Genomic DNA, 24,136 nt, shown 5'->3' with positions numbered 1-24,136 from the left:
TTAACTCTTGCTTTATGAGAACACTAGGTGCGCCGGGTCACACCTGTCAAGACGCTTTTCCGTTTTTCGGACGACAACTACCGCGATGCGAGATAGCCTCTTGACAGACCAGATTGTGATGGGCATTACTTAAGCGGACTGCTATGGAATCAAACTTCCGCTAAGTGGAATTTGCAGCTCCCCTTTCCGAGGCCCCCGGGCCACGAACGAAAGACTCCCTCATGAGCACAACCCACGAAACGACTGCTCCGCCCGTGATCGCCGAGGCCCCCGAACCCGTCCGCGGCACCGACGCGAGCAATCCCTACGACCTGAGCCCGACCCTCTACAACCAGGATCTCGCCCCGACGAAGAGGTCGGGCCGGCCCTGGCGGGCCTACAGCATCTTCACCCTGTGGGCCAACGACGTCCACAGCCTCGGCAACTACGCCTTCGCCATCGGCCTCTTCGCACTCGGGCTCGGCGGCTGGCAGATCCTGCTGGCCCTGGGACTCGGCGGCGCCCTCCTGTTCCTGCTCCTGAACCTCTCCGGGTTCATGGGCGAGAAGACGGGCATCCCGTTCCCGGTGATGAGCCGCATCGCCTTCGGCATCCGCGGCGCCCAGATCCCGGCCATCGTGCGCGGCGTCGTCGCCATCGCCTGGTTCGGCATCCAGACTTACCTGGCCTCCGTGGTCTTCCGGATCATGATCGTCGCCGTGATCCCCCCGGCCGCAGCGCTCGACGCGAACTCCTTCCTGGGGCTGTCGACGCTGGGCTGGATCTCCTTCCTGCTGCTCTGGGCCCTGCAGCTCGTCATCGTCAGCTACGGCATGGAGATGATCCGCAAGTACGAGGCGTTCGCCGGCCCTGTCATCCTCGTGACCATGGCCGCGCTGGCCGTGTGGATGTTCATCGAAGCCGGCGGCGCCATCGCCTGGACCACCCCCGATTCGAAGACGGGCCTGGACATGTGGCTCGCGATCCTCGGCGGAGCAGGCCTCTGGGTCACGATCTACGGCACGTTCGTGTTGAACTTCTGCGACTTCACCCGCGGCGCCCACTCGAAGCGCTCGATCGTGCGGGGGAACTTCTACGGCATCCCGATCAACATGCTCCTCTTCGGCGCCATCGTGATCGTCCTCGCCGGCTCCCAGTTCAAGATCAACGGCACCGTCATCGAATCGCCGGCCGACATCGTCCAGACCGTGCCCAACACGTTCTTCCTGGTCATGGCCTGCCTCGCCCTGCTGGTGCTGACGATCGCCGTGAACCTCATGGCGAACTTCGTCGCCCCGATCTACACCCTGTCCAACCTCTTCCCGAAGATCCTGGACTTCAAGCGCGCGGGCATCGTCTCCGGAATCCTCGGCCTGCTGATCCTGCCGTGGAACCTCTACAACTCCCCGGTCGTCATCACGTACTTCCTCGGCGGCCTCGGCGCCCTGCTCGGTCCGCTTTTCGGCATCATCATGGCCGACTACTGGCTGATCCGCCGGACCCGCATCAACGTCCCGGACCTCTACCGCAACCGGCCGGAGACCGACTACTACTACCGGCGGGGCGTCAACACCCGCGCGGTCGCGGCGTTCGCGCCGTCCGCCGCCGTCGCCCTGCTGCTCGCCTTCATCCCGGTCTTCGCCTCCGTCGCAGCCCTCTCCTGGTTCCTCGGGGCGGGTCTCGGCGCGGGCCTCTACCTGCTCGTGGCGGACCGCCGTCCGCAGTTCACCGACGTCTCCGGCGAGCCCATCGCCGTCGCCAGCACCCACTAGGAGCACTCCATGCGCATCCTCGTCGTCAACGTCAACACCACCGAATCCATGACCGCGGCCATCGCGGCCTCGGCGCGCGCGGTCGCCGCACCGGGAACCGAGATCGTCGGACTCACCCCGCGCTTCGGCGCCGACTCCTGCGAGGGGAACTTCGAGTCCTACCTCGCCGCCCTGGGCGTCATGGACGCCGTCACCTCCTACCCGGAGCCCTTCGACGCCGTGATCCAGGCCGGATACGGCGAGCACGGGCGCGAGGGCCTGCAGGAACTGCTCGACGTCCCGGTCGTGGACATCACCGAGGCCGCCGCGTCGACCGCGATGTACCTGGGCCACAAGTACTCCGTCGTCACCACCCTGGACCGCACCGTCCCGCTGATCGAGGACCGGCTCAAGGTCGCCGGCCTGCTCGACCGCTGCGCGTCGGTGCGGGCCAGCGGGCTCGGGGTCCTCGAGCTCGAATCCGAACCGGAGCGCGCCGTGGAGGCGATCGTCACCCAGGCGAGGGCCGCCGTCGAGCAGGACAAGGCGGAGGTCATCTGCCTGGGCTGCGGCGGCATGGCCGAGCTCGAAGAGGCCGTCTCGGCCGCAACGGGGGTCCCGATCGTCGACGGCGTGCGCGCGGCGGTGGCGGTCGCGGAGGGGCTCGTGCGCCTCGGCCTGTCGACCTCCAAGGTCCGCACGTACGCCCCGCCCCGCCCCAAGCGGATCACCGGCTGGCCCCTCCCCGAGAGCGCCGCGGCTCTCTCCACGGTCGCGGACTGAATACTGGCAGACGGTGTTCACGAATATCACAGCGTCCTCCCAGATTTGATGTCTAGTGTTGAAAGCACCTCATGAAGGTGCGAGTGATGAGGCGAAGGCCCCCGGCCCACGGTCGGGGGTTTTCGTTTGCCCTGGAGCCGGCCCGCCACGGCTAGTGCCCCGCAGACGACTTGATGGGGATCTCCCGGCCGTCGCCGTCGATCAGCTTGCCGCCCTCGAAGTGGTCGCCCTCGGTCAGGCAGGCGATGTCCCGCCGGGTGACCGAGCGGTCCGTACCGGCGACGAACACCGACTGGTTCTCCGAATTGCCCTTCTTCACGTGGTTGAACAGGACGTTCAGCAGGATCGCCGCGACCGCCGCCGAGCTGATGCCCGAGTGGAAGATCGTGGAGAACCAGGACGGGAAGCGGTCGTAGAAGTCCGGCGCAGCGATCGGGATCATGCCGAACCCGAGGGACGCTGCCACGATGATCAGGTTCATGTTGTTGCGGTACTCGACCTTCGCCAGGGTGCGGATGCCGCTGGCCGCCACCGTGCCGAAGAGGACGACGCCGGCACCGCCGAGCACGGGCGTCGGCACCGCGGCGACCACCCGGCCGAGCACGGGCAGCAGCCCCAGCACCACCAGGATCACGCCGCCGGCGCTGACCACGAAGCGGCTCCTGATGCCCGTGATGGCGACCAGGCCGACGTTCTGGGCGAAGGCGCTCTGCGTGAAGGAGTTGAAGACCGGCGAGATCGCGCTCGAGAGCATGTCCGCGCGCAGGCCGTCTCCGATTCGCCTCGAGTCCACCTTGGACCCGGTGATCTCGCCGACAGCGATGATGTCGGCGGAGGTCTCCGTCAGCGTCACGAGGATGACGATCAGCATCGAGATGATGGCGGCGACCTCGAAGGTGGGTGCGCCGAACGCCAGGGGCGTCGGGAAGGCGACGATGTCGCCCTCGCCGACCGCGGAGAAGTCGGCCATCCCGGCGAAGACGGCGATGACGGTGCCGGCCACCATCGCGAGCAGGATCGACAGGCGCGAAATCGCCGAGCTGCCGACCTTGCTCAGCAGCAGGACCACCGCGGTGGTGGCGGCCGCCAGTCCGATGTTGGCCACGCTTCCGTAGTCCTCGGCCTGAGAATTGCCGCCCATGGCCCAGTTCGCCGCGACCGGCATGAGCGTCAGGCCGATGGTGGTGATGACGGTCCCGGTGACGACCGGCGGGAAGAATTTGATGATCCTCGAGAACAGGGGCGTGATGGCCAGCCCGATCAGGGACGCGACCATCACCGAGCCGAAGACCGACTGGATGCCCCCGCCTCCGTGGACGATCGCCACCATGGTGGACACCCCGGCGAAGGAGACTCCCTGGACCAGCGGCAGCTGCGACCCGAAGAACGGGACGCCGACGGTCTGCAGGATGGTCGCGAGCCCGCCGACGAAGAGGCAGGCGGCGATCAGCAGCCCGATCTCCTGGGCGCTCATCCCGGCCGCAGCGCCGATGATGAGCGGCGGGGCGATGATGCCCCCGTACATCGTGAGGACGTGCTGGAACCCGTAGGCGAAGGTGCTGCCGAGGGGCAGGCGCTCGTCCTCGGGGCGGGATGCCGCGGGACGGTTCTTCTTCTTGGTGAACATGGCAGTCTTCCTGGTTCGTGGCGACGTGCGTCGGACGGCACAAAAAATGAGCCGGCATCGATCGATGCCAGCTCATTACGACCCTGCCCGCTGCTCCCAGGTTGCGTGATCTGCATCACGCGGTGAGGTCCACGCTAGACCACGTCCGCGGCGAATGGAACTCTTTTCGAGAATTTATTTCCGCTTTTCGGAATCGACCAGCCTCCGGGCGGCCGCCGAGTGCCGCGCCGCCAGCGCGGGGACGTCGAGCCCCGGGATGGCGCCGTCGACGACGCGCCACACCCCGCCGACCATCACCCGGTCGGCGCGGTCCGCCGCGCAGAGCAGGAGCGCGGCGAGGGGGTCGTGGCTGCCGGAGAACCGCAGCTCGTCGAGGGTGAACATCGCCAGGTCCGCCTGCAGCCCCGGGGCCAGCTGGCCGATGTCGGAGCGGCCCAGCACCGCGGCGGAGCCCCGGGTCGCCCAGCCGAGCGCCCGCTCCACGGGGACGCCCGCCCCGTAGCGCAGCCGCTGCAGGTAGAGCGCCTGCCGGGCCTCGAGGATCATGTTCGAGGCGTCGTTCGAGGCCGAGCCGTCGACCCCCAGCCCCACGGGGACGCCGGCATCCTCCAGCTCCAGGACGCGCGCCGTCCCCGACGCGAGCCGCATGTTCGACGTCGGGCAGTGGGCCACCGCCGTCCCCGCGGCCCCCAGCCGGGCGATCTCGCCGTCGTCGAAGTGGATGCCGTGGCCGAGCCACGTGCGGTCGCCGAGCCAGCCGACGCTCTCCAGGTAGTCGACCGTGCGCAGCCCGAAGCGCTCCCGGCAGAACTCCTCCTCGTCCAGCGTCTCCGCGAGGTGGGTGTGGAGCCGGACGCCGTGCCGCTCGGCGAGCCCCGCGCTCTCCACCATGATCTCGCTGGTGACGGAGAACGGGGAGCAGGGGGCCAGGGCGATCTGGACGACGGCGCCGTCGCCGGGCTCGTGGTACTGGCGGATGAGCCGCTCGCTGTCGGCGAGGATCTCCTCTGCCCCCTGGACGGTCGAGCGCGGCGGGAGGCCGCCGTCGTCCTCGCCCAGCGACATGGATCCCCGGGTGAGCGTGGCGCGCATCCCCATCCGCTGCACGACGGCGGCCTCGATGTCGACGGCCTCCCGCAGGCCGTCCGGGAACAGGTAGTGGTGGTCGGCGGCCGTGGTGCAACCGGAGAGCAGGAGCTCGGCGAGCGCCACTTCGACGGCCGCCTCCAGGGCCTCGGGGGTCAGCCGGGCCCAGACCGGGTAGAGCTTCTGCAGCCAGGGGAACAGGGGTGCGTCGGCCACCGGCCCCCAGGCCCGGGTGAGCGTCTGGTAGAAGTGGTGGTGCGTGTTGACCAGGCCCGGCAGCAGGACGTGGCCGCCGGCGTCGTAGGTCGCGTCGCACGGCTCGGAGGGGCGCCCGCCGGTGGGGACGAGCTCGGCGATCCTGCCGCCGGCGACCACGAGGCCGCCTCCCGCGTCGAGGTCGTTGGCGGTGAAGACGGCGAGCGGGTTCTTGATCCAGAGCCTGGACGGGGCGGGGGTCATGCGGGCCTCCTGCGGCGGTTCGACGATCGACGATCCAGCTCAGTTAGACCCTGTCTGCTGATCCAGGGGGCACCTGTCGGGTGCGGGCCGGTCGCGCCTCGAGGGCGCCTCCGGTGGGCTCAGCCTAGGGTGCGGGACGGCGCGCTGCCAAGGGGTGGGGCGAGGGTGCCCGGTCCCCCGCCGCGAGCTCCGCGGAAAACCGCGAGTTTCACATCGCGAGAAGCGACTTCCAAAAAACTATGGCGCATCTCACATTCCGGTGCTAATCTCAAAAATGCCCACGGCGGGCTCCCGCATCGCGGGGCGCTATCTACCAGGCAACTCAACGTCCATCCCAAAAGCTGAAGCCTGGTAGCCGCAGCAGAGTTCCACTCCCGCGAACACCGTTCCGGCGGCCAGGGCTTCCTCAGCACTAAGGAAGTCGCACAATGAGTACCACCGTCACGGCAGAAACCTTCCTCACCACCGCCATCGAGCTGGCCACGGCCAACGTCCTGAAGCAGGGCGGCCCCTTCGGCGCCGTCGTCGTCACCGCCGACGGCCAGGCCTTCGAGGGCGTCAACCGGGTCACCGCGAACCACGACCCCACCGCCCACGCGGAGGTCACCGCCATCCGCACCGCCTGCGCCGCGCTGGGCACCTTCGACCTTTCCGGCGCGACCCTCTACACGAGCTGCGAGCCGTGCCCGATGTGCCTGGCCTCGGCCCTGTGGGCCCGCGTCGGCGACGTGGTGTTCGCCGCGGACCACCACGACGCCGCCTCGGTCGGCTTCGACGACGCCGTCTTCTACGACTACTTCGAGAACGCCGACCGCGACCGCCTCATGCCGGTCCGGAAGCTGGAGCGACCGGCGACCGGCACGCTGGACGTCCTCCAGCCCTTCAACACCTGGAACTCGCTCGAGACGCGGATCGACTACTAGGAACCGGTGGCCGACATGACTCTCCTCGACAAATCCTCGGGAAAGAAAGCTGACGGAGGGAGCGCGGCGGCCGGTACGAAGGCCGCCGCCACGACGGGTGGCAGTACCACGGCGCCTCCGCCTCCCGGCCCGCTGCGCGTCCTGGACTCCTTCTTCGAGATCAGCAGGCGCGGATCCACGCTGACCCGCGAATTCCGCGGCGGCACCGTCACGTTCTTCACCATGGCGTACATCGTCATCCTCAACCCGCTCATCATGGGCGGCTTCTCCGCGGAGAACGCGCCCCTCGACGTCGCGGGCGGCTGGCTGCCCGCCGCGCAGGTGGGCGCGGTGACCGGCCTGACCGCCGGCGTGATGACCATCGCCTTCGGCGTGGTCGCCAACCTGCCGTTCGGCCTCGCGGCCGGCCTCGGCATCAACTCGTTCCTGGCGGTCTCCGTCATCCAGGACGTCACGTGGCCCGAAGCCATGGGCCTGGTGGTCATCAACGGCCTCCTGATCGTCCTGTTCGGCGCCACCGGCGCCCGCACCGCGATCTTCCGGGCCGTCCCCAAGGAGCTGAAGGCGGCGATCACGGTCGGGATCGGGCTCTTCATAGCCTTCATCGGCTTCGTGGACTCCGGGTTCGTCACCGCCACCACCGCCGGCCCGCCGGTGGTGCTCGGCACCAACGGATCCATCACGGCCGTGCCCACCCTCGTCTTCGTCGCCGGCCTGCTCCTCATGGGCGTGCTCGTGGCCCGGAAGGTCCAGGGCGGCCTGCTGATCGGGATCGTCGCCACCACCCTCCTGGCCGTCATGGTGGAGGCCGTCCTGCGCCTGGGCCCGGGCGGGGCGGACAACCCGGGCGGCTGGCACCTGAACACGCCGGTGCTCTCCGGGCAGGCGGTGTCCCTGCCCGACCTGACGCTGGTGGGCGAGTTCGACCTCCTCGGGTCGTTCTCCCGGATCGGCGGGCTGGCCGCGGTGATGCTGGTGTTCACGCTCGTGTTCACCAACTTCTTCGATGCCATGGGCACCATGACCGGGCTCGCCAAGAGCTCCGGCCTCGCCCACAAGGACGGCACGTTCCCGCGCCTGAAGCCGGCATTCGTCATCGAGGGCCTGGGGGCCGTGGCGGGCGGCGCGACGTCGGGCTCGTCGAACACCGTCTACATCGACTCGGCGGCCGGGATCGGCGAGGGCGCCCGGACCGGGCTCGCGTCCGTGGTCACGGGCGTCCTCTTCCTCGGCTCGATGTTCTTCACGCCGCTGACCTCGGTGGTCCCGATCGAGGTGGCCGCCGCGGCCCTCGTGGTGGTGGGCGCGATGATGATGGCCCAGATCAAGGAGATCAGCTTCAAGAAGTTCTCCGTGGCCCTGCCGGCCTTCCTGACCATCATCACCATGCCGCTGAGCTACTCGATCGCCAACGGCATCGGCGTCGGCTTCATCTCCTTCGCCGTCATCAACGCCGCCTGCGGCCGGTCCCGCAAGGTCCACCCCCTGATGTGGGTGGTCGCCGCGGGCTTCGTGGTCTACTTCGCGCGCGGCCCGATCAACGCCCTGCTCGGCTCCTGAGCCCGCTCGGGAGAACACACAGGAGGTGTCTCCGATGCTCGACCTGTTGACCGCCCTCGGCGGCTGGCTTCCGGCACAGCGCGGACGGCGGTGCGCCGTCGCCACGATCGTCGCCTCCGGCGGCTCCGTGCCCCGGCCGCCGGGGACGTCCATGCTCGTCTCGGAGGACGGCGAGCTCCTCGGCAGCCTCTCCGGAGGCTGCGTCGAGGGCGCCGTCGTCGAGGCGGCCCTGGAGTCCCTGCACGACGGCGGCAGCCGCCTCGAGCACTTCGGCTACAGCGCCGACGACGCCTTCGCCGCGGGCCTGACCTGCGGCGGGGAGCTGGAGGTCCACATCGGGCCGGCCGCGGACGGCGAGCTCGCCGCCCTCGGCGGGCTCCCGGGGTCCGGGGACGCGGCGGCGCCGCTGGCCCTGATCCGCCGGCTCGACGCGCCCGGCGGGAGCGTCGTCGTGCGCGACCCGGCCGGGTTCCGCGCCGCCGGGTCGGCGGAGCTCGCCGGGCTCCTGGGCGGCGACGCGACCCTCGTGGACTCGGCCGCCGCGCAGCTCGAGTCGCTGCTGCGGGGCGGCCGGTCCGGCCTGCTCCGGCTCGCCTCCCCCGCCGGCTGCGCGGGTTCCGGGGCCGCGGAGCCGGCGGCCCTGTTCGTCGAGAGCCGGCTTCCGGCCCCGCGCCTGCTGGTCTTCGGCGCCAACGACTTCGGGGCCGCCCTGCTGCCGGCCGGGAAGCTGCTGGGGTACCACGTCACGCTCTGCGATGCCCGGGAGGCGTTCGCGGGGCAGGCCCGGTTCCGGGCGGCGGACCACGTGTCCACGGACTGGCCGCACCGCTACCTGGCCGCCGAGGCGGCCGCCGGGAGGATCGACCACCGGACCGCGGTCTGCGTGCTGGGCCACGACCCGAAATTCGACATCCCGCTGCTGCGCACCGCGCTGGCCCTGAAACTGGCCTACGTCGGGGCCATGGGCTCGCGGCGCAGCCACCGCCAGCGCATCGACGCGCTGCTGGCCGAGCAGACCGCTCCGGAATCCCTGCAGCGCCTGCACTCCCCGATCGGCCTGGACCTCGGCGCCGTCACCCCGGCCGAGGTGGCGGTCTCGATCGCGGCGGAGATCATCGCCGTCCGGACGGCCGCCCCGGCGACCGAGCTGCGGGCCGGTTCCGGGCCGATCCACGCGGGCGCCACCACCCCGGAAGCGCCCGGAACGCCGTCCCGGGCCCCGCTCCCGGCGGCGCCCGCTCCTCCGAACGCCCCCTCCACCCGCGGAGCCGACCGAGAGGCAGCACCATGGACCTGAACACGATCGAGGCGGTGGTCCCCACCGCGGATCCCGCGGACTTCCGCGACGGCGACGCCTGGCTCGCCGGCGGCACCGTCCTCTTCTCCTACGGCTCCTACGCCTTCGGGCCGCGCCCGCTCCGGCGCCTTCTGGACCTCTCCCGCGCCGGGTGGCCGGCGGTGACGGTGCACGACGACGGCCTCGAGCTGGCCGCGACCTGCACCATCGCCGAGCTCTACGCCCTGCCGGGCTCGCCGGCAGTCACGGGCCGCGGCTGGCCCGGGCTCGAGCTGATCCGGCCGTGCTGCGACTCGTTCGTCGCCTCGTTCAAGATCTGGAACGTGTCCACGGTGGGCGGGAACATCTGCACCTCGCTGCCGGCGGGCCCCATGACGTCGCTGTGCGCGGGGCTCGACGCCGTGGCCACCGTGATCGGCGCCGGCGGGGCCACGCGGACCGTGCCCGTCGCGGAGCTCGTCACCGGGGACGGAACCAACGCCCTGGCCCCGGGCGAGCTGCTGCGCAGCGTCCGGATCCCCGCGTCGGCACTCGCGTCGAGGGTCGCATTCCGGAGGCTCTCGCTGAGCAACCTGGGCCGCTCCGGCGTGCTCCTGATCGGCCGGCTCGATCCCCGGGACGGCCTGGCCCTCACGGTCACCGCGTCCACCAAGCGGCCGGTGCGGCTGAGCTTCCCCGCGGACTCCCCGCCCGACGCCGAGCGGCTCGCCGCCGCCGTCGGGCAGTCCATCCCCGCGGAGCTCTACCACGACGACCAGCACGGCCTGCCCGCGTGGCGGCGCGACATGACCGGCCGGCTCGCGGAGGAGATCCGCGCCGAGCTGCTCGGCGAGCGCCGCCCCGACGGGAGCGTGGCGGTCTCCGGCGACTTCTGGGACGGGGCGGGCCGCGGCCACGCGGTGTCCGCCCAGCCGAGCACCCAGCGCCCCGGCGCCTCCCGGGGCGCCGCCGATCCCTCCCAGCGGAAGGAGGCCTGACATGGCCATCGAGATCAACGGAACACCTGCCGCGGGAGAGCCCCGGCCGGGCCAGTGCCTGCGGACGTTCGTGCGCGAGCAGGGGAACTTCGGCGTCAAGAAGGGGTGCGACGCCGGCGACTGCGGCGCCTGCACCGTCCACGTCGACGGGACCCCGGTGCACAGCTGCCTCTTCCCTGCCGTCCGCGCCGACGGGACCGCCGTCACCACGATCGAGGGCCTGGGGGCCGCGACGGACAACGGCGACGGGCTCCACCCGGTGCAGGAGCAGTTCCTCGCCGAGCAGGGCTTCCAGTGCGGCTTCTGCACCGCCGGCATGATGATGACGGCGTCCGCGCTCGACGAGGAGCAGAAGGCCAACCTGCCGCGCAGCCTCAAGGGGAACCTCTGCCGCTGCACCGGCTACCGGTCCATCGCCGACGCCGTCGGGGCGGAGCCGCACGGCGCGGCGGACGAGGCCGCGGAATCCGTCCGGGACGGCTGCCCGGGCCGGCTGGGCGACGACGTCCCGGCGCCGGCCGGGAACGCCGTCGTTACGGGCGCCGCCCGCTACACCCTGGACGTCCCGCCCGAGGAGCTGCCCGGCCTCCTGCACCTGAAGGTGCTGCGCTCGGCGCACGCCCGCGCCCGGATCCGCTCGATCGACGCCTCGGCGGCCCTGGCGATCCCGGGCGTCGTGGCCGTTCTCACCCACGAGGACGCGCCGGCGCAGCTCTTCTCGACCGCCCAGCACGAGATCCACACCGACGACCCGGACGACACCCGGGTGCTGGACGACGTCGTGCGGTTCGCCGGCCAGCGGGTGGCCGCCGTCGTCGCCGAGTCCGTGGCCGCGGCGGAGGCCGGCGCGCGCGCCGTCGTCGTCGACTACGAACTGCTGGAGCCGGTCCTCACCCCCGGGGACGCGCTGCGCCCCGGCGCGCCCGCGATCCACGGGGACAAGGACGCGGAAGCCTCGCGCATCGCGCGGCCGGAGCGGAACGTGGTGGCCGAGGTGCACTCCGAGCTAGGTGACGTCGACGCGGGGCTCGCCGCAGCGGACGTGATCCACGAGAAGACCTACCGGACCCAGCGGGTCCAGCACGTGGCCCTGGAGACCCACGCCGCGATCGCCTGGCTCGAGCCCGCCTCCGGCGCAGGGCCCGACGGCGGCGACCGGCTGGTGGTGCGCAGCTCCACCCAGGTGCCCTTCCTGGCCAAACGCACCCTGGCCAGGATCTTCGGGCTGTCCGAGGAGCGCGTGCGCGTGCTCACCGGCCGCGTGGGCGGCGGGTTCGGCGGCAAGCAAGAGGTCCTGACGGAGGACCTCGTGGCCCTGGCCGCGCTCAAGCTGGGCCGCCCGGTGCAGCTGGAGCTGACCCGGACCGAGCAGTTCGCGGCCACCACCACGCGGCACCCTTTCGAGATCCGGCTCAAGGCCGGCGCGAGCCGCGACGGGTCGCTCACCGCGCTGCAGCTGGACGTCACCACGGACGCCGGCGCCTACGGCAACCACTCCCCCGGCGTCATGTTCCACGGCTGCGGGGAGTCGCTGGCCGTCTACAACTGCGCGAACAAGCGGGTTGACGCGCAGGCGGTCTACACGAACACCGTGCCGTCCGGCGCGTTCCGCGGGTACGGGCTGAGCCAGATGATCTTCGCGATCGAGTCGGCCGTCGACGAGCTCGCCGCCGGCATCGGCATGGACCCGCTGGAGTTCCGCGCCCGCAACATGGTCCGGCCCGGCGACGACATGCTCTCCACCCAGCCGGAGCCGGAGGAGGACGTCCGCTACGGCAGCTACGGCCTGGACCAGTGCATCTCCCTGGTCCGCGACGCGCTGGGCCGCGGCGCCGAGCGCCTCCGGGCCGCGGGGCTCGACGACCTCGGCCCCGAGTGGGTCGCCGGCACCGGCACGGCGCTGTCCATGATCGACACCGTCCCGCCGCGGGGGCACTACTCGCACACGCGGCTGCGGCTGCGGCCCGACGGCGGGTACGACGCCGCCGTCGGCACCGCCGAGTTCGGCAACGGCACCACCACGGTGCACGCCCAGCTCGCGGCGACGGCGCTCGGGACCGCCGCGTCGCGCGTCGCGGTGCGGCAGTCGGACACCGACCTGGTGGACCACGACACCGGCGCGTTCGGCTCCACCGGGACCGTCGTCGCGGGGCAGGCCACGCTGCTCGCCGCGCAGGAGCTGGCCCGCCGGATCCGTGCCGCGGCTGCCGCGGTGAACGGTGCCGCCGAGGAGGACTGCGTGCTCGAGGCCGACGCCGTCGTCTGCGCGGGGACCCGCCGCCTGCCGCTGGCCGAGGTGTACGACGCCGCCGCCCGGCTCGGCGTGGATCTCGCCGCCGAGGGGCGCTGGGGCGGGACGCCGCGCTCGGTCGCGTTCAACGTCCACGGCTTCCGGGTGGCCGTGAACACCGGGACCGGCGAGCTGCGCATCCTGCAGAGCGTGCAGGCCGCCGACGCCGGCGTGGTGGTGAACCCGCGCCAGTGCCGCGGCCAGATCGAGGGCGGGATCGCGCAGGCGCTCGGCGCCGCCCTCTACGAGGAGGTGCGGATCGACGACGCCGGGCGGGTCACCACGGACATCCTGCGGCAGTACCACGTCCCCTCCTTCGCGGACGTGCCGCGCAGCGAGGTGTGCTTCGCCGACACCAACGACGAGCTGGGTCCGCTGGGCGCCAAGTCCATGAGCGAGAGCCCGTTCAACCCGGTGGCCCCGGCGCTGGCCAACGCGATCCGCAACGCCACCGGCGTGCGGTTCGGCGAGCTGCCGATCGCCCGGGACCGGATCTACCTGGGCCTGAAGGAGAAGGCGGCCGCCGAAGCGCACGGGAACGCCGCAACGGAACCGGCACGGGCGGGTCAACCCAGCCGGTAGAGGTCGGCAGTGGTGAAGAGGCCGCCCTAGTCGGCCCTGAAGGCGCAGATGGCGGCACCGGTCAGCAGCGCGACGAACAGCACCAGAACCCAGGTCGTCCCGACCGCCCCCGCGAGTGCACCTCCAAGCAGGCTGCCCAAGAGAATCGAGGCCATGGTGACTGTTCGCCGCGTCGCAATGACGCGGCCAACGGCGGACTCGGGCACGGTCTCGACGACCAGAGCGGCCACCTGAACGTTGTTTGCGACGACGAAGACACCCCACAGGAAGAACTGCAGCGCCAGCACCGGCACGGCGACGCGGGGGTACATCAGAGGGACGAAGAGCAGTAGCGCGCACAGTATCGTGAAGATGAAGGTGACGCGGGTCAGTCGCAACCGTCCGAAGCGGCGGGCAAACGGGCCGGAAGCAACGCTGCCGATCAGGCCGCCGGCGGCACCTGCCGAGACGATCACGCCGAACTCGACGACGGCGACGCCGAGGTCTCGAAGAACATAGATCGCTTCGATCGCCGAGTATGCAGCGAGCCCGCCGCCGAGGAGAAACGAGGCCGCCGTCAGATATCGCAGGCGGCGGTTTTTCCAGATGACGGCAAACCCCTCTCCGGCCTCGCGAGCAAACGCCGCCACGCCGGTCATCGAGGGCTCGTCGACAGCCGCCTCCCCGCCGTGGGGCTTCGACTGCCAAGCGCGCGTCAACAGCGACAGTCCACCGACGAGCGCCAACGCTGCGGAGACAGCCAGCGCGGTCGGTGCACCCGCTTGCGTCAGCAGAATGCCCGCCCCCGCGGGAACGATGATGCCGGCAGCAGAGTCGCTGGCCTGAAGCACGCCGTAAGCCCCGCCAACATGACCGCGGGCAGACGCGCGCAAGACGGCTTTTGCCTGCCCCGCCTCCGCGAATGTCGCCAGCAGGCTCGACAGCAGAACGAACGCCGCAATCCACAACAGTGTGAGGGCATCAGCACTGGCGACGACTACCAGAACTGCGACGAGGATCGCCCTGAGCATCTGAGAACCGATGAGTGGACCGATTGTCGGTCGACGGTCGATCAGGACACCGATCGGCACCGCCAGCAACATCATGGGCAGCGTCTGCAGGATGTTCAGGGCACCCATCTGCATCGCAGTCGCCCCGAGTGCGGTGACTGCCACGACGTCGACGACGTAGTCAGCGAGCGACCTCCCGGCAATGTCCGCACCGTTGGAGAGGTAGAGACGCCTGCGAAGTGACGGGCCCGTTTGGCTGCCGGCCGCCGTATTCGCCGTGCTATCCAAGACGCACCGCCATCCTAGGTGGCGCAAGGAGCGAGGCCGCATAAGGGCGCGACAAACGAGCACTCTCCTGCTGATAGCCTCTGCGCACGACTTCGAACGCGATCTCGGCGAGGGCATCCAGTGCCCCGCTTCGGCCAGGACATGCCGACTCGCCGACACCAAAGGCCAAACCCCAATTCATCGGGAGTCTCCCCGACCCGTACTCGAAGGCTTTTGGGCTCGTGGGCACCACAAAGTCTGTCCCAGCAGGGAATACTTTGTTCGCGATAGTAGTTGTCGAAATACTGGTCCGGACTAAGCGCCAAGCTGTAGGATGTTCGCGAAGCGTCTCAGCTATGAGCCGCATCACGTCACCTTTCCCTCCACTCGGATAGCCATCGACCAATTTCCCCAGGGCCTCATGATGACAAATGAGAAGCCATTCGAGAGTAATTCCCGTAAATCCCACGAGAGATAGAATTAATCGAAGATAGAGTTCCCCGAGATCCTCTTCACTGACACACAAGCCACCCGTAGCTTGACAGACCAAATCAATAATATCTCGCGGAGATTCGGTCCACCCATCATCAAGAAGACGCAGAATTCTTCCCACTCGAGTTGCATAGTAGTTCATATTCAATTCGGCAGTCCGGAGCGGATATCTGCGGTTGACTGCATCCTCAATGACTACTACTCGAATGTACCCCCGCAGAAGTGCACGAAGGGCACCGACAGACGACTTCTCCTCACGCACTCCCGCACGCACCATTATTTCTGAAAAGTAACTTCCAACAACCTCAATCCCCCACCCTCTGGTTTCGGCCCTCATTGCGGAAAAGGACTCCAGCCACAAATCGGCGGGATCATACTTACGCAACAAAGAACGAATGCCCCCAGACAATTCCTCGCGCACGCCCTTGGGATACGGATTGAAATTTGCTGAACGGTAGAATCCAGATTGCTCTTCAATCGTCAATTCATTCTGGTTACGCAGGAATTTAACTGCCAAGTCAGCCGATCGAATCAGTATTACGTTGGGAGATATCTCGCGGAGGGGCTCACCCTTGGCATGTTCCCACTCTTGAATAACCCTATACAAATTTGGATGGAACCGCCTCAACGACTCACCTACTTCTAATACATGACAATGGGATCCGACACCAGTCGGACCCCATTGCGATTCTGAATGTCGCTACGCTGCGTACTGGTTCCTGTAGGCCCCGCGCGTCACATGCTTGTTCAACCTTGCAACGGTAAACTTGCGGATTAGTGACATTTGATTTCCTTCCGTTGGGGAAACTGGTGTTGTCACTCTACTGCGAAATACTTATTTCGCAAGTCTTGTTTTTCATTGCCTGGGATGGTAAAGACCTGCCCATCGACCTTGGCGGCGCTCCACACGGCCATCAGCGCACGAGACAGTAATTGAATGTCGCGCAGCGAAACGTCTAATGAGATCATGCAGCCGTGCAACCTGCAGGGATCGTTGGCTAATCCTTCAGTCCGGCATCGAAAGCGTTCGTTCCCCTTCCCACAGACAAAATAGGATTGTTCAACAGCTCGCCGTCACCGAGACGGTCAACGAAGGCAACTTTCAAGATGGCATCCACAGCTGCGTCTGTGTTGCTCTCAGGTCCAAAGTGGTCCATTTACAGCCGGTAGCACCCAGCGCCTGCCGAAGCGGCACCGACACATACGCACATACGTGGGAGGTGAAGTCCCACCGTGAACACAGGCACACTCGGATCAGAATCGCCGTCTTGGTCACCCAGCCGTTTCTCGCCTCTTGCCGTCGCTTCGCTGCTCACCGACCACAAGCCTCCGAGGCCATCTCTTCGAATCCACAGCCATCCCCGGAAGTACATAGGCAGACGTGGAACCGTTGCAACTTGCCACTGTTCGACACACAAGTCCGAGGTACTTCCTTCGCATCCTGACAATCGACATTCGGGTAACACGCGAGTCAGCGCGCCCGCCAGTGATCGACCCTGGTGTCGCGTCCGCCACCATCGCCCGCGAATCCAGCGCTACACCTGTCAGAGCGAGCTGGCACTAGACGAAACGGACAAGTCGATGACACGTTCGTGCCGTGCGGCGAAGATCCATGCGCCGGCAACGAACACGAAGCCTGCCAGTGGCAGAGCTGCCGCTCCCAGGTTGTCGAGGAGCGGTCCGCCGACGGCTGCGCCGATGCCCACGCCGCCGTAGAAGCCGCTGATGCCCAGGGCGGCCGAGAGCATGGCGCGCTTCGGGTCCACGGCGATGATGCTCGCCTGCATGGCCGGGCTCCGCGCCCAGGCGAACAGCGACCAGAGGCCGACCAAGAGGTAGAACCAGAGCCCGAGACCGCCGCCCGCCATGAGGTAGGCCCCGCCCACGAAGACGGCGGCGATGCCCATCACGCGGGACCAGATTTACCTGGCACTGCAGGCAGCGTCCTCGGACTAAATCAGTGCCGCTGGCTAAGAAGTTAGCCCAGGTCACGAGCCGTGCTTTAGCCTCGCCAAAGGTTCAGCTGAGACCAATTATCAGGACCGCCAATGGCTCGCTTGGACACGTACTCCGTTTCGGGAAAACACTCGACAAGCTCTACGACTCGCCTCTGCCACCCGCAATGAGGATCGATGGCCCGAATCAGATAGGCCATGACCGCCAGAGCGTTGTATAGACCGAACACTTCCTTCGCAGAATCCTCATCCCTTAGGTGATCAAGGAGCGGGACCTGTCCTTTGGGCGGGCGCTTGGGCGCGGTGACCAGTTTTCGGTTGAAAATTCGGGCATGGTGGGCGGCGACATTCCGGACGTAGTTAATGCTCGCAATCCAGCTGGTCATCAGACGTTTGGATGGAACTTCATAGGCATTCGCGATGTCGGTGGCGAGATTGTTGACTAGGCCGCCGTACAAGCGGTTGAGGTGTCCCAGCTCCATGATCTCCGTCAGCGCCCAGATCGGCATCTGGCCGTCATACTTGTCGCGGAAGTGAGCGACAAAGGCCTCATCCGAGCCGTCTTGGCGCTCACGGACCCGCGCAATCCATTGTTCGTGCTTGCTTGCCCTCGGCCCGCCCGAGTCGGGGTCGATTTGCGGATCGGTGAAGGTTTGAACGAAGGTGCCCGGATCGAGATGGGAATAGGCCGAACGGCGGCCCAGTAAGTAACCAACCTGCATGCGAAGCGAGATCTCAATCCGCTCGATTCCGTCAAGGATGAGCATCCTGAGTCGACGGTCGAACTCGATGAGCGCTCCAGCGTCACTTAGAGACGTACCACTGCGGTAGTCGCTGAGGACCCGCACTCGTACACGGCCGGAGTCGTCCTGGTAAGTCTCGGACTGACGGAAGGGATAAAGATATCCAGTCAAACGGTAGTACCCCACCGAACGAAGCAAACTGAGGGCGGCGCGCGAGTCAGCCACGTCGACACCCCGGGCTATGAGCTTGGCGAGCTGGTCGTCAACCGATAACCACTGCTTGGCGTACTCCGTCACGGGACCCCCAAGGGACTTAAAGAAAATCAGCCCGAGCCGTTAGGCGAGCGGGCTGATCGTGATACCCAAAATGTACCACGCCGAGCCAGCGGTATCCACTGCGCTGGCCGGAGGAGTCGGCTGAAGCGCGGCGGTAGGGCGATCGTTCATTCGAGCAGACGGAGGTCAGCGGCGGTGTCCACGTCGCCGCCGTCGCCCAGGTCGGAGCAGTCGACGAGGTCGATCAACTCCGGGTGGTCCCGCAGGAAGCCGCGCGCCCCGGCGTCGCCCGTCGCCGAATCGGCGGCCGCGCGCCGGAGGGCGGCGTCGATGATCAGCGGGTGTCCCCGGCGAGGCCCCGACGGTCCGGAGTATGCGGCCGCGGTGACCCGGCCGGCGCGGTGCTCGCGGATGAGACGGTCGACGACGTCGGCACTCATCCCGGGCTGGTCCACCAGGGCGACCATCACGTGGTGGCCCGCGAGAGCGGCGCCGAGTCCGGCCCGGAAGGAGCCCGCCATACCGTCCTGCCACTGCGGGTTCTCGACCACCGTGCACCCCGACAGTCCGGGCAGTGCGCGCGCGTCGTCCGCGCCGGCGCCGAGCACCACCGTCACCTCCGCGCAGCCGCCCGCCAGGAGCTCGCCGGCGAGGACCTCGACGAGCGTCCGGCCGCGGAACGGCAGGAGCGCCTTGGGCCCGCGCCCGAGCCGGGTGCCCGCGCCGGCGGAGAGCAGGACGGCGCTCGTCGGCGGCGGCGTCGTGGTGTTCATGCGCCCACCCTATCCGGGCCGGGACCGGGCGCCCGGGCCGGTTCGGACAGGAAACCGGCAGGGCGCGTCCAGCCCCGTCCCAGCCTCCATCGGTAGTGTCGTAGGCACCTCATCAAGGTGCGAGTGATCAGGCGGAGGCCCCCAGCCATTGGCTGGGGGCCTTCGTTCGCCTCTACCCATCTCCGACCAAGAGCCTGTCAGGCCCGCTGCCCTACCAGCCAGGGGACGATCACCGGATCCCAGATCAAGACCTGGATTCCCGTGGCGGTGAAGAAGACCACGGGCGGCACCACCATTCGGACAACCCAGTGGAGCGTCCCGGCACGCAACGCCACCACGATCATCGCCACGATCCCCGCCAGAACCGGCGAGACGTGGAGCAGCTGCTCCACAGCCAACGGCGTACAACTCTCCCCGCCGCAAGGGCTGCCCTCAGGGCTCCACCCCTCGACATTGACAGCCGACCAGAACCACAGGATGACCAGCAGGAACCCTGCTCCCGTCAACTGCCCCGCGCCGCGGAAGACCCTGTCATAAGCAGGGAGCACCGTCAACGCGAAAGCCAGCGGAACGATCAGAAGGTAGGGCCACCACTCCGGAGCATGGGCTGGGCTGAAACTGTCGAACCCTGCTGGCACGCCCTCCGGAATCGCCGCCGGCGGCGCACCGCCCAACCCTGCGCCGGCCCCTGCAACAAAAATCGCATAGCCTGCGGCCAGCGACTGGACGACCCACCACGTCTGCAGCAGCAGCCTCTTGGCGGTCTCCCGAGCCCGTTGCTCCTGCATGATCAGCCTCCCGCTGCGATCCTCTCCATCACGCTAGCAAGTGCCGGGCACCGCCTATCATGGGCATCAGCCTCCGTTCAGCCGAGGCCCGGTCTACTGGGCTTCCTCAGCAGCAAGGACGTCGCATCATGAATAGCGCCACCGCAGCCGCTTCGTTTCTCAGGACTGCCCTCGAACTGGCAACGTCCAACGTCTTGAATCACGGCGGCCCCTTCGGCGCCGTCGTCGTCACCGCGGACGGCCGGGTCTTCGAGGGCGTCAACCGGGTGACCGCCACCAACGACCCCACCGCCCATGCGGAAATCACCGCGATTCGGGCCGCCTGCGCGGCACGGGAGACGTTCCACCTCACCGGCGCCACGTTGTACACCAGTTGCGAGCCGTGTCCGATGTGCCTCGGCGCCGCCCTGTGGGCGCGCGTCGACCAGGTCTTCTACGCCGCGGACCGCCACGACGCCGCCTCGGTCGGCTTCGACGACGCCGCGTTCTACGAGTACTTCGAGAACCCGGGCCGCAACAGCGTCCTGCCCGCGCGGAAGCTGGCGCTTCCGCCGGCGGGCTCTCCGGATATCCTCCAGCCCTTCACCACGTGGAACGAACTGGAGACGCGGATCGACTACTAGCGACAGCGGACGCCGACAGGGAATCAGCAGGTGACGTTCACCGTGGTCCCAGCCTTCGTCTGTAGTGTCGTAGTCACCTCTTGAAGGTGCGAGTGATGAGGCGAAGGCCCCCAGCCAGTGGCTGGGGGCCTTCGTTTGTGCGGGTCTGCGGGGACCTACAGCGCGATCTGCCGGTTCACGTCCTTGTACAGCAGGTAGCGGAAGCGCGACGGGCCGCCGGCGTAGCAGGCCTGCGGGCAGAACGCCCTCAGCGCCATGTAGTCGCCGGCCTCGACCTCGACCCAGTCGTCGTTGAGGCGGTAGACCGCCTTGCCCTCGAGGACGTACAGGCCGTGCTCCATCACGTGCGTCTCGGCGAACGGGATCGACGCGCCGGGATCGAAGGTCACGACGTTCACGTGCATGTCGAACGCCAGGTCCTCCGGGTCCAGCATGCGCGTCGTGCGCCAGGCGCCGTCGGTCTCCGGCATCGGGGTCGGCTCGATGTCCCGTTCGTTGCCGACCACGACGCGCGGCGCGTGCCCGGCCAGCGGCGCGTAGCGCTTGCGCAGCCACTGGAACTGGGTCGGCTCGACCCCGTTGTTCGCGGCGCTCCAGTCGGTGCCCGCCGGCAGGAACGCGAACCCGCCCTCGGTGAGCACGTGCTCCGCGCCGTCGACCGTGACGCTGAGGGCGCCGGAGAGCACGAACACGAACCCCTCGACCTCGGCCTGCGGCTCAGGACGCTTGGCCCCTCCGCCCGGGGCGACCTCGACGATCGACTGGGCGAACGTCGTCGGACCACCGGAGACCGGACGGTTCAGCACCCAGGCGCGCGCGCCCTGCCACTCCGGGAAGACGGAGGTGACGATGTCCCGCAGCACACCGCGCGGGATGACGGTGTAGGCCTCGGTGACGACGGCGCGGTCGCTCAGCAGGTTCGACTGCGGCGGCAGGCCGCCGATCGCGCCCTGGTAGGCGGGCGCCGACGTGCGGGCGGTGGCTAGCTCAGACATGGGTACCTTCTTCTGCATTGATGGGTCGGTTGAGCGCGAGCGCGTCGAGGGTGGCCGCGTCGACGCCGGCGGCCTGCTCGATCTCGCCGGCCGTCAGCGCGCCGCACGTGCGGCCGCGGCGGATGAAGTCCGCCAGCGCGCGGGCCGTGGCCGGCTCGTCCATGACGGACGACTCGATCCGGTGCACGTAGTTCCGCAGCCGGGTCGCGGCGGCCGCGAACCCGTCCCGGTAGAACGCGTAGGTCGCGAGGAAGCGGGTGGGCAGCTGCGCCGCGTGCAGGTCCCACCCCTGGTAGATGCCGCGCTCCAGGTGCCGGCGGACCAGCCGCGCGTGCAGCCGCCAGGCCGCGTCGGCGTTCTCCGAGTCGCCCACGGGCAGGATGTTGGTCGAGCCGTCGGAGAGGTGCACCCCGGTGCCGGCCACGGCCACCTGCAGGACGTTCTTCGCGTGGTCGGCGGCCGGGTGCTCCATGGACTGGTACGCCGCGGCGATGCCGAGCGAGGCCGAGTAGTCGTACGTGCCGTAGTGCAGGCTCGTCACGCGGCCGCGGCCGGCGTGCAGCAGCCGGGCGCTCGGCACCGTGCCGTCGTCGGCCAGGATCAGCTGCGGGGTCTCCATCTGCACCTCGAAACCGAGGGTTCCCGGCGCCAGCGCGTGCGCCGTCTCGAGGCGTTCGACGACGTCGGCCATCGCCTCCACCTGGTCTACCGAGGTGACCTTGGGCAGCGTCAGCACCAGCTGCTGCGGCAGCGGACCGGACTCGAGCAGCGCGGCCAGGAACAGGTCCAGGGTGCGCAGCCCGCGGCGGCGGGTCGGCGCCTCGAGCGACTTGAAGCGGATCCCGATGAAGGGCGGCGCGGTGCCGGCGGCGACGTCGGCCGAGACGGCCTGCCCGGCGGCGACGGCCGCCGCGTCCTCGGCCTCGTCCCCGCGGTCCCCGAATCCGTCCTCGAAATCGATCCGGAGATCCTCGATCGGCTCGTCGCGCAGCTTCGCCTCGACCAGGCCGGCGAGCACCGCGGTGCGGGAGCCGCCGTCGTCGTGCTGGTCCCCGACGCCGATGCGGCGGGCCAGCGCCTCGAGCCCGCCCGCGGCGTCAGCGGCCTCGAGCGCGCTGCGGCCCCACTCGCCCGCGAGCGATGGGCGGTAGGCGTCCGCCGGCACGTAGACGGTGTGGACCGGCTGGCGGCGGCCGTCGTCGCCCGGGTAGCCGGCGGCCAGGAGCTCGTCGGCGGCGGCGAGCCGGCGGTCGCAGGCCGCGAGCGCGGCGGCGTCGAGGGCCGGCTGGACGGTCATGCCGTCACCGCCTCGCCGGTCAGCTGGCGGTAGGCCGGCAGCGTCAGGAAGTCCTCGAAGTCCTCGTCGCGCCCGGTGACCAGGCGGCCGATGAGCTCGGAGGCCGGCCGGTAGTAGGCCTCGAACCGCTCGTCGTCGGCGACCTCGCCACGCAGGCGCCCGGTCTCCTCGGCGAGGATCTCGGCCACCAGCTCGGCGGTGATCGTGTTGCCGGTGTCCGCGGCGACCACCCCCGTGCGGATCTGCTGCCAGACCTGCGAGCGGGAGATCTCCGCGGTGGCGGCGTCCTCCATGAGGTTGTGGATCGCCACCGCGCCGTTGCCCGAGAGCCACACGGCCGTGTAGGCGACGGCGACGTAGAGGTTCGCGTGCACGCCGGCCTCGGTCACGGACCCCGGCGCGGAGGCCACGTCGAGCAGCTGCGCGGGCGTCACGACGACGTCGTCGCGCCGGCGGTGGACCTGGTTCGGGTTCTCGCCGAGCGCGCCGTCGAAGACCTCGCGGCAGATGGGCACCAGGTCGGGGTGGGCCACCCAGGAGCCGTCGAAGCCGTCGCCGGCCTCGCGGGTCTTGTCGGCGCGGACCTTGTCGAACGCGGCCGCGGTGACGTCCGGCTCGCGCCGGTTCGGGATGACCGCGGCCATGCCGCCCATCGCGAACGCGCCGCGCCTGTGGCACGTGGCGACCAGCAGCTCCGTGTAGGCGCGCATCATCGGGGCGGTCATCGCGACGTCGGCGCGGTCCGGCATGACGAACGCCTCGCCGGCCGTGCGGAAGTACTTGATGATGCTGAACAGGTAGTCCCAGCGGCCCGCGTTGAGGCCGGAGGCGTGCTCGCGCAGCTCGTAGAGGATCTCGTCCATCTGGAACGCGGCCGGGATCGTCTCGATCAGCACGGTGGCGCGGACGGTGCCGTGCTCCAGGCCGAGCTCGGCCTCGGCGAACGTGAACACGTCGTTCCACAGGCGCGCCTCGAGGTAGGACTCGAGCTTCGGCAGGTAGTAGAACGGCCCCTGGCCGGTCTCGGCGAGGTGGCGGGCGTTGTGGAAGAAGTGCAGCCCGAAGTCCACGAGCGCGCCCACGGCGTCGGAACCGTCGACCTGCACGTGCGCCTCCGGCAGGTGCCAGCCGCGCGGGCGCATCACGACGACGGCCCGCTCGCCCTCGGGGGCGAGCGTGTACGTCTTGCCCCCGGGCGAGGTGAAGGACAGGGTGCCGCGGGCGGCGTCGGTGAGGTTCTTCAGGGCGTCGACCACGTTGTGCCACGTCGGCGTCGAGGCGTCCTCGAGGTCGGCGAGCCAGATCCTGGCCCCGGAGTTGAGGGCGTTGATGGCCATCTTGACGGGGCTGGCGGGGCCGGTGATCTCCACGCGGCGGTCGCGCAGGGCGGCGGGCGCCTCGGCGACCGTCCAGTCGCCGCTGCGGACGTCGGCCGTCTCGGCCGGGAAGTCGAGGGTTCCCGTCGCGGCCGCGGTGTCGCGGGCCGAGACGCGGGCGGCCAGCAGCTCGTCGCGGGTGCCGGCGAAGCGGGCGTGCAGCTTCTCGACGAACTCGAGGGCCTCCGGGGTGAGGATCTCCTCGGCACCGGGGACGGTGGGGGCGGGCTGGGCGGTGGTGGTCATGA

At 69.2% G+C, this 24,136-nt stretch carries 20 protein-coding genes; 8 read left to right on the top strand and 12 right to left on the bottom strand.

The window, feature by feature from the left end:
* Positions 1 to 221 precede the first annotated feature (221 nt).
* The gene (locus tag IE069_RS14070) at positions 222 to 1,751 is read left to right on the top strand and encodes an NCS1 family nucleobase:cation symporter-1 (protein WP_189351223.1); all 1,530 of its coding nucleotides are present in this window, start codon (positions 222 to 224) and stop codon (positions 1,749 to 1,751) included.
* Between the two features lie 9 nt (positions 1,752 to 1,760).
* Positions 1,761 to 2,513, top strand: a complete 753-nt coding sequence (locus IE069_RS14065) for an aspartate/glutamate racemase family protein (RefSeq protein WP_189351221.1) — start codon at positions 1,761 to 1,763, stop codon at positions 2,511 to 2,513.
* Positions 2,514 to 2,664: 151 nt separating this feature from the next.
* Here IE069_RS14065 and IE069_RS14060 read toward each other — a convergent pair whose 3' ends face one another.
* Entirely contained in the window at positions 2,665 to 4,140 is a 1,476-nt protein-coding gene (locus IE069_RS14060) for a nucleobase:cation symporter-2 family protein (RefSeq protein WP_189351219.1), read from the bottom strand.
* 174 nt (positions 4,141 to 4,314) lie between these two features.
* Positions 4,315 to 5,685 (bottom strand): 8-oxoguanine deaminase, encoded by a 1,371-nt coding sequence (locus IE069_RS14055; RefSeq protein WP_189351217.1) that lies wholly within the window; start codon positions 5,683 to 5,685, stop codon positions 4,315 to 4,317.
* Between the two features lie 428 nt (positions 5,686 to 6,113).
* On the opposite strand from IE069_RS14055, the gene IE069_RS14050 reads away from it, so the two are divergent.
* From IE069_RS14050 to IE069_RS14030, 5 genes are read left to right on the top strand one after another with little or no spacing between them, the layout of a single operon-like run.
* Positions 6,114 to 6,608, top strand: coding sequence for a nucleoside deaminase (locus tag IE069_RS14050; RefSeq protein ID WP_189351216.1), 495 nt, complete (start codon positions 6,114 to 6,116; stop codon positions 6,606 to 6,608).
* A gap of 15 nt (positions 6,609 to 6,623) precedes the next feature.
* On the top strand, positions 6,624 to 8,168 hold the full coding sequence (locus IE069_RS14045) for an NCS2 family permease (protein WP_189351214.1): 1,545 nt from the start codon (positions 6,624 to 6,626) through the stop codon (positions 8,166 to 8,168).
* 34 nt (positions 8,169 to 8,202) lie between these two features.
* On the top strand, positions 8,203 to 9,465 hold the full coding sequence (locus tag IE069_RS14040; protein WP_189351212.1) for an XdhC family protein: 1,263 nt from the start codon (positions 8,203 to 8,205) through the stop codon (positions 9,463 to 9,465).
* Positions 9,456 to 10,442, top strand: coding sequence for an FAD binding domain-containing protein (locus IE069_RS14035; RefSeq protein WP_189351210.1), 987 nt, complete (start codon positions 9,456 to 9,458; stop codon positions 10,440 to 10,442). The genes IE069_RS14040 and IE069_RS14035 overlap by 10 nt, the downstream gene beginning before the upstream one ends.
* A 1-nt stretch (position 10,443) precedes the next feature.
* Positions 10,444 to 13,314: a molybdopterin-dependent oxidoreductase gene (locus tag IE069_RS14030; protein WP_189351209.1), complete on the top strand. Its 2,871-nt coding sequence runs from the start codon at positions 10,444 to 10,446 to the stop codon at positions 13,312 to 13,314.
* Between the two features lie 26 nt (positions 13,315 to 13,340).
* Here IE069_RS14030 and IE069_RS14025 read toward each other — a convergent pair whose 3' ends face one another.
* From IE069_RS14025 to IE069_RS13995, 7 genes are all read right to left on the bottom strand, one after another.
* Positions 13,341 to 14,591, bottom strand: a complete 1,251-nt coding sequence (locus IE069_RS14025) for an MFS transporter (protein ID WP_189351207.1) — start codon at positions 14,589 to 14,591, stop codon at positions 13,341 to 13,343.
* Positions 14,584 to 15,546, bottom strand: coding sequence for a cytochrome P450 family protein (locus IE069_RS14020; RefSeq protein ID WP_189351206.1), 963 nt, complete (start codon positions 15,544 to 15,546; stop codon positions 14,584 to 14,586). Before IE069_RS14020 ends, IE069_RS14025 begins: the two co-directional genes overlap by 8 nt.
* A gap of 332 nt (positions 15,547 to 15,878) precedes the next feature.
* Positions 15,879 to 16,031, bottom strand: coding sequence for a hypothetical protein (locus IE069_RS14015; RefSeq protein ID WP_189351204.1), 153 nt, complete (start codon positions 16,029 to 16,031; stop codon positions 15,879 to 15,881).
* Positions 16,032 to 16,606: 575 nt separating this feature from the next.
* Complete coding sequence (locus IE069_RS14010) at positions 16,607 to 16,972, bottom strand: hypothetical protein (RefSeq protein WP_189351203.1); 366 nt, start codon at positions 16,970 to 16,972, stop codon at positions 16,607 to 16,609.
* 92 nt (positions 16,973 to 17,064) lie between these two features.
* Positions 17,065 to 18,057, bottom strand: coding sequence for an Abi family protein (locus IE069_RS14005; RefSeq protein WP_189351202.1), 993 nt, complete (start codon positions 18,055 to 18,057; stop codon positions 17,065 to 17,067).
* A 146-nt stretch (positions 18,058 to 18,203) separates the two neighbouring features.
* Positions 18,204 to 18,809 carry a nicotine blue oxidoreductase gene (gene nboR / locus IE069_RS14000; RefSeq protein ID WP_189351201.1) on the bottom strand — a complete coding sequence of 202 codons (606 nt, stop codon included), beginning with the start codon at positions 18,807 to 18,809 and terminating at the stop codon, positions 18,204 to 18,206.
* A gap of 197 nt (positions 18,810 to 19,006) precedes the next feature.
* On the bottom strand, positions 19,007 to 19,597 hold the full coding sequence (locus tag IE069_RS13995; protein WP_189351199.1) for a hypothetical protein: 591 nt from the start codon (positions 19,595 to 19,597) through the stop codon (positions 19,007 to 19,009).
* 128 nt (positions 19,598 to 19,725) lie between these two features.
* On the opposite strand from IE069_RS13995, the gene IE069_RS13990 reads away from it, so the two are divergent.
* Positions 19,726 to 20,220, top strand: coding sequence for a nucleoside deaminase (locus tag IE069_RS13990; protein WP_189351198.1), 495 nt, complete (start codon positions 19,726 to 19,728; stop codon positions 20,218 to 20,220).
* Positions 20,221 to 20,375: 155 nt separating this feature from the next.
* Here the strand turns inward: IE069_RS13990 and IE069_RS13985 are convergent, their stop codons facing one another.
* From IE069_RS13985 to aceB, 3 genes are read right to left on the bottom strand one after another with little or no spacing between them, the layout of a single operon-like run.
* Positions 20,376 to 21,215 carry a bifunctional allantoicase/(S)-ureidoglycine aminohydrolase gene (locus IE069_RS13985; RefSeq protein WP_189351197.1) on the bottom strand — a complete coding sequence of 280 codons (840 nt, stop codon included), beginning with the start codon at positions 21,213 to 21,215 and terminating at the stop codon, positions 20,376 to 20,378.
* A complete protein-coding gene (locus tag IE069_RS13980) occupies positions 21,208 to 22,512 on the bottom strand; it encodes a DUF6986 family protein (protein ID WP_189351196.1) in 1,305 nt (434 codons plus the stop codon). The genes IE069_RS13985 and IE069_RS13980 overlap by 8 nt, the downstream gene beginning before the upstream one ends.
* Positions 22,509 to 24,134 carry a malate synthase A gene (aceB, locus tag IE069_RS13975; protein ID WP_189351195.1) on the bottom strand — a complete coding sequence of 542 codons (1,626 nt, stop codon included), beginning with the start codon at positions 24,132 to 24,134 and terminating at the stop codon, positions 22,509 to 22,511. The genes IE069_RS13980 and aceB overlap by 4 nt, the downstream gene beginning before the upstream one ends.
* Between the last annotated feature and the right edge of the window lie 2 nt (positions 24,135 to 24,136).

Source organism: Zhihengliuella salsuginis (genome assembly GCF_014651715.1).
Lineage (GTDB): Bacteria > Actinomycetota > Actinomycetes > Actinomycetales > Micrococcaceae > Zhihengliuella > Zhihengliuella salsuginis.
Note: the sequence above shows the minus strand (reverse complement) of the source record. Positions and strands in the feature narration are given on the sequence as shown.

Excerpts from the sequence above, each read along its gene's own strand:
- IE069_RS14070 (WP_189351223.1), top strand. The coding sequence starts at position 222 with ATGAGCACAACCCACGAAACGACTGCTCCGCCCGTGATCGCCGAGGCC.
- IE069_RS14065 (WP_189351221.1), top strand. The coding sequence starts at position 1,761 with ATGCGCATCCTCGTCGTCAACGTCAACACCACCGAATCCATGACCGCG.
- IE069_RS14060 (WP_189351219.1), bottom strand. The coding sequence starts at position 4,140 with ATGTTCACCAAGAAGAAGAACCGTCCCGCGGCATCCCGCCCCGAGGAC.
- IE069_RS14055 (WP_189351217.1), bottom strand. The coding sequence starts at position 5,685 with ATGACCCCCGCCCCGTCCAGGCTCTGGATCAAGAACCCGCTCGCCGTC.
- IE069_RS14050 (WP_189351216.1), top strand. The coding sequence starts at position 6,114 with ATGAGTACCACCGTCACGGCAGAAACCTTCCTCACCACCGCCATCGAG.
- IE069_RS14045 (WP_189351214.1), top strand. The coding sequence starts at position 6,624 with ATGACTCTCCTCGACAAATCCTCGGGAAAGAAAGCTGACGGAGGGAGC.
- IE069_RS14040 (WP_189351212.1), top strand. The coding sequence starts at position 8,203 with ATGCTCGACCTGTTGACCGCCCTCGGCGGCTGGCTTCCGGCACAGCGC.
- IE069_RS14035 (WP_189351210.1), top strand. The coding sequence starts at position 9,456 with ATGGACCTGAACACGATCGAGGCGGTGGTCCCCACCGCGGATCCCGCG.
- IE069_RS14030 (WP_189351209.1), top strand. The coding sequence starts at position 10,444 with ATGGCCATCGAGATCAACGGAACACCTGCCGCGGGAGAGCCCCGGCCG.
- IE069_RS14015 (WP_189351204.1), bottom strand. The coding sequence starts at position 16,031 with ATGATCTCATTAGACGTTTCGCTGCGCGACATTCAATTACTGTCTCGT.
- nboR (WP_189351201.1), bottom strand. The coding sequence starts at position 18,809 with ATGAACACCACGACGCCGCCGCCGACGAGCGCCGTCCTGCTCTCCGCC.
- IE069_RS13995 (WP_189351199.1), bottom strand. The coding sequence starts at position 19,597 with ATGCAGGAGCAACGGGCTCGGGAGACCGCCAAGAGGCTGCTGCTGCAG.
- IE069_RS13990 (WP_189351198.1), top strand. The coding sequence starts at position 19,726 with ATGAATAGCGCCACCGCAGCCGCTTCGTTTCTCAGGACTGCCCTCGAA.
- IE069_RS13985 (WP_189351197.1), bottom strand. The coding sequence starts at position 21,215 with ATGTCTGAGCTAGCCACCGCCCGCACGTCGGCGCCCGCCTACCAGGGC.
- IE069_RS13980 (WP_189351196.1), bottom strand. The coding sequence starts at position 22,512 with ATGACCGTCCAGCCGGCCCTCGACGCCGCCGCGCTCGCGGCCTGCGAC.
- aceB (WP_189351195.1), bottom strand. The coding sequence starts at position 24,134 with ATGACCACCACCGCCCAGCCCGCCCCCACCGTCCCCGGTGCCGAGGAG.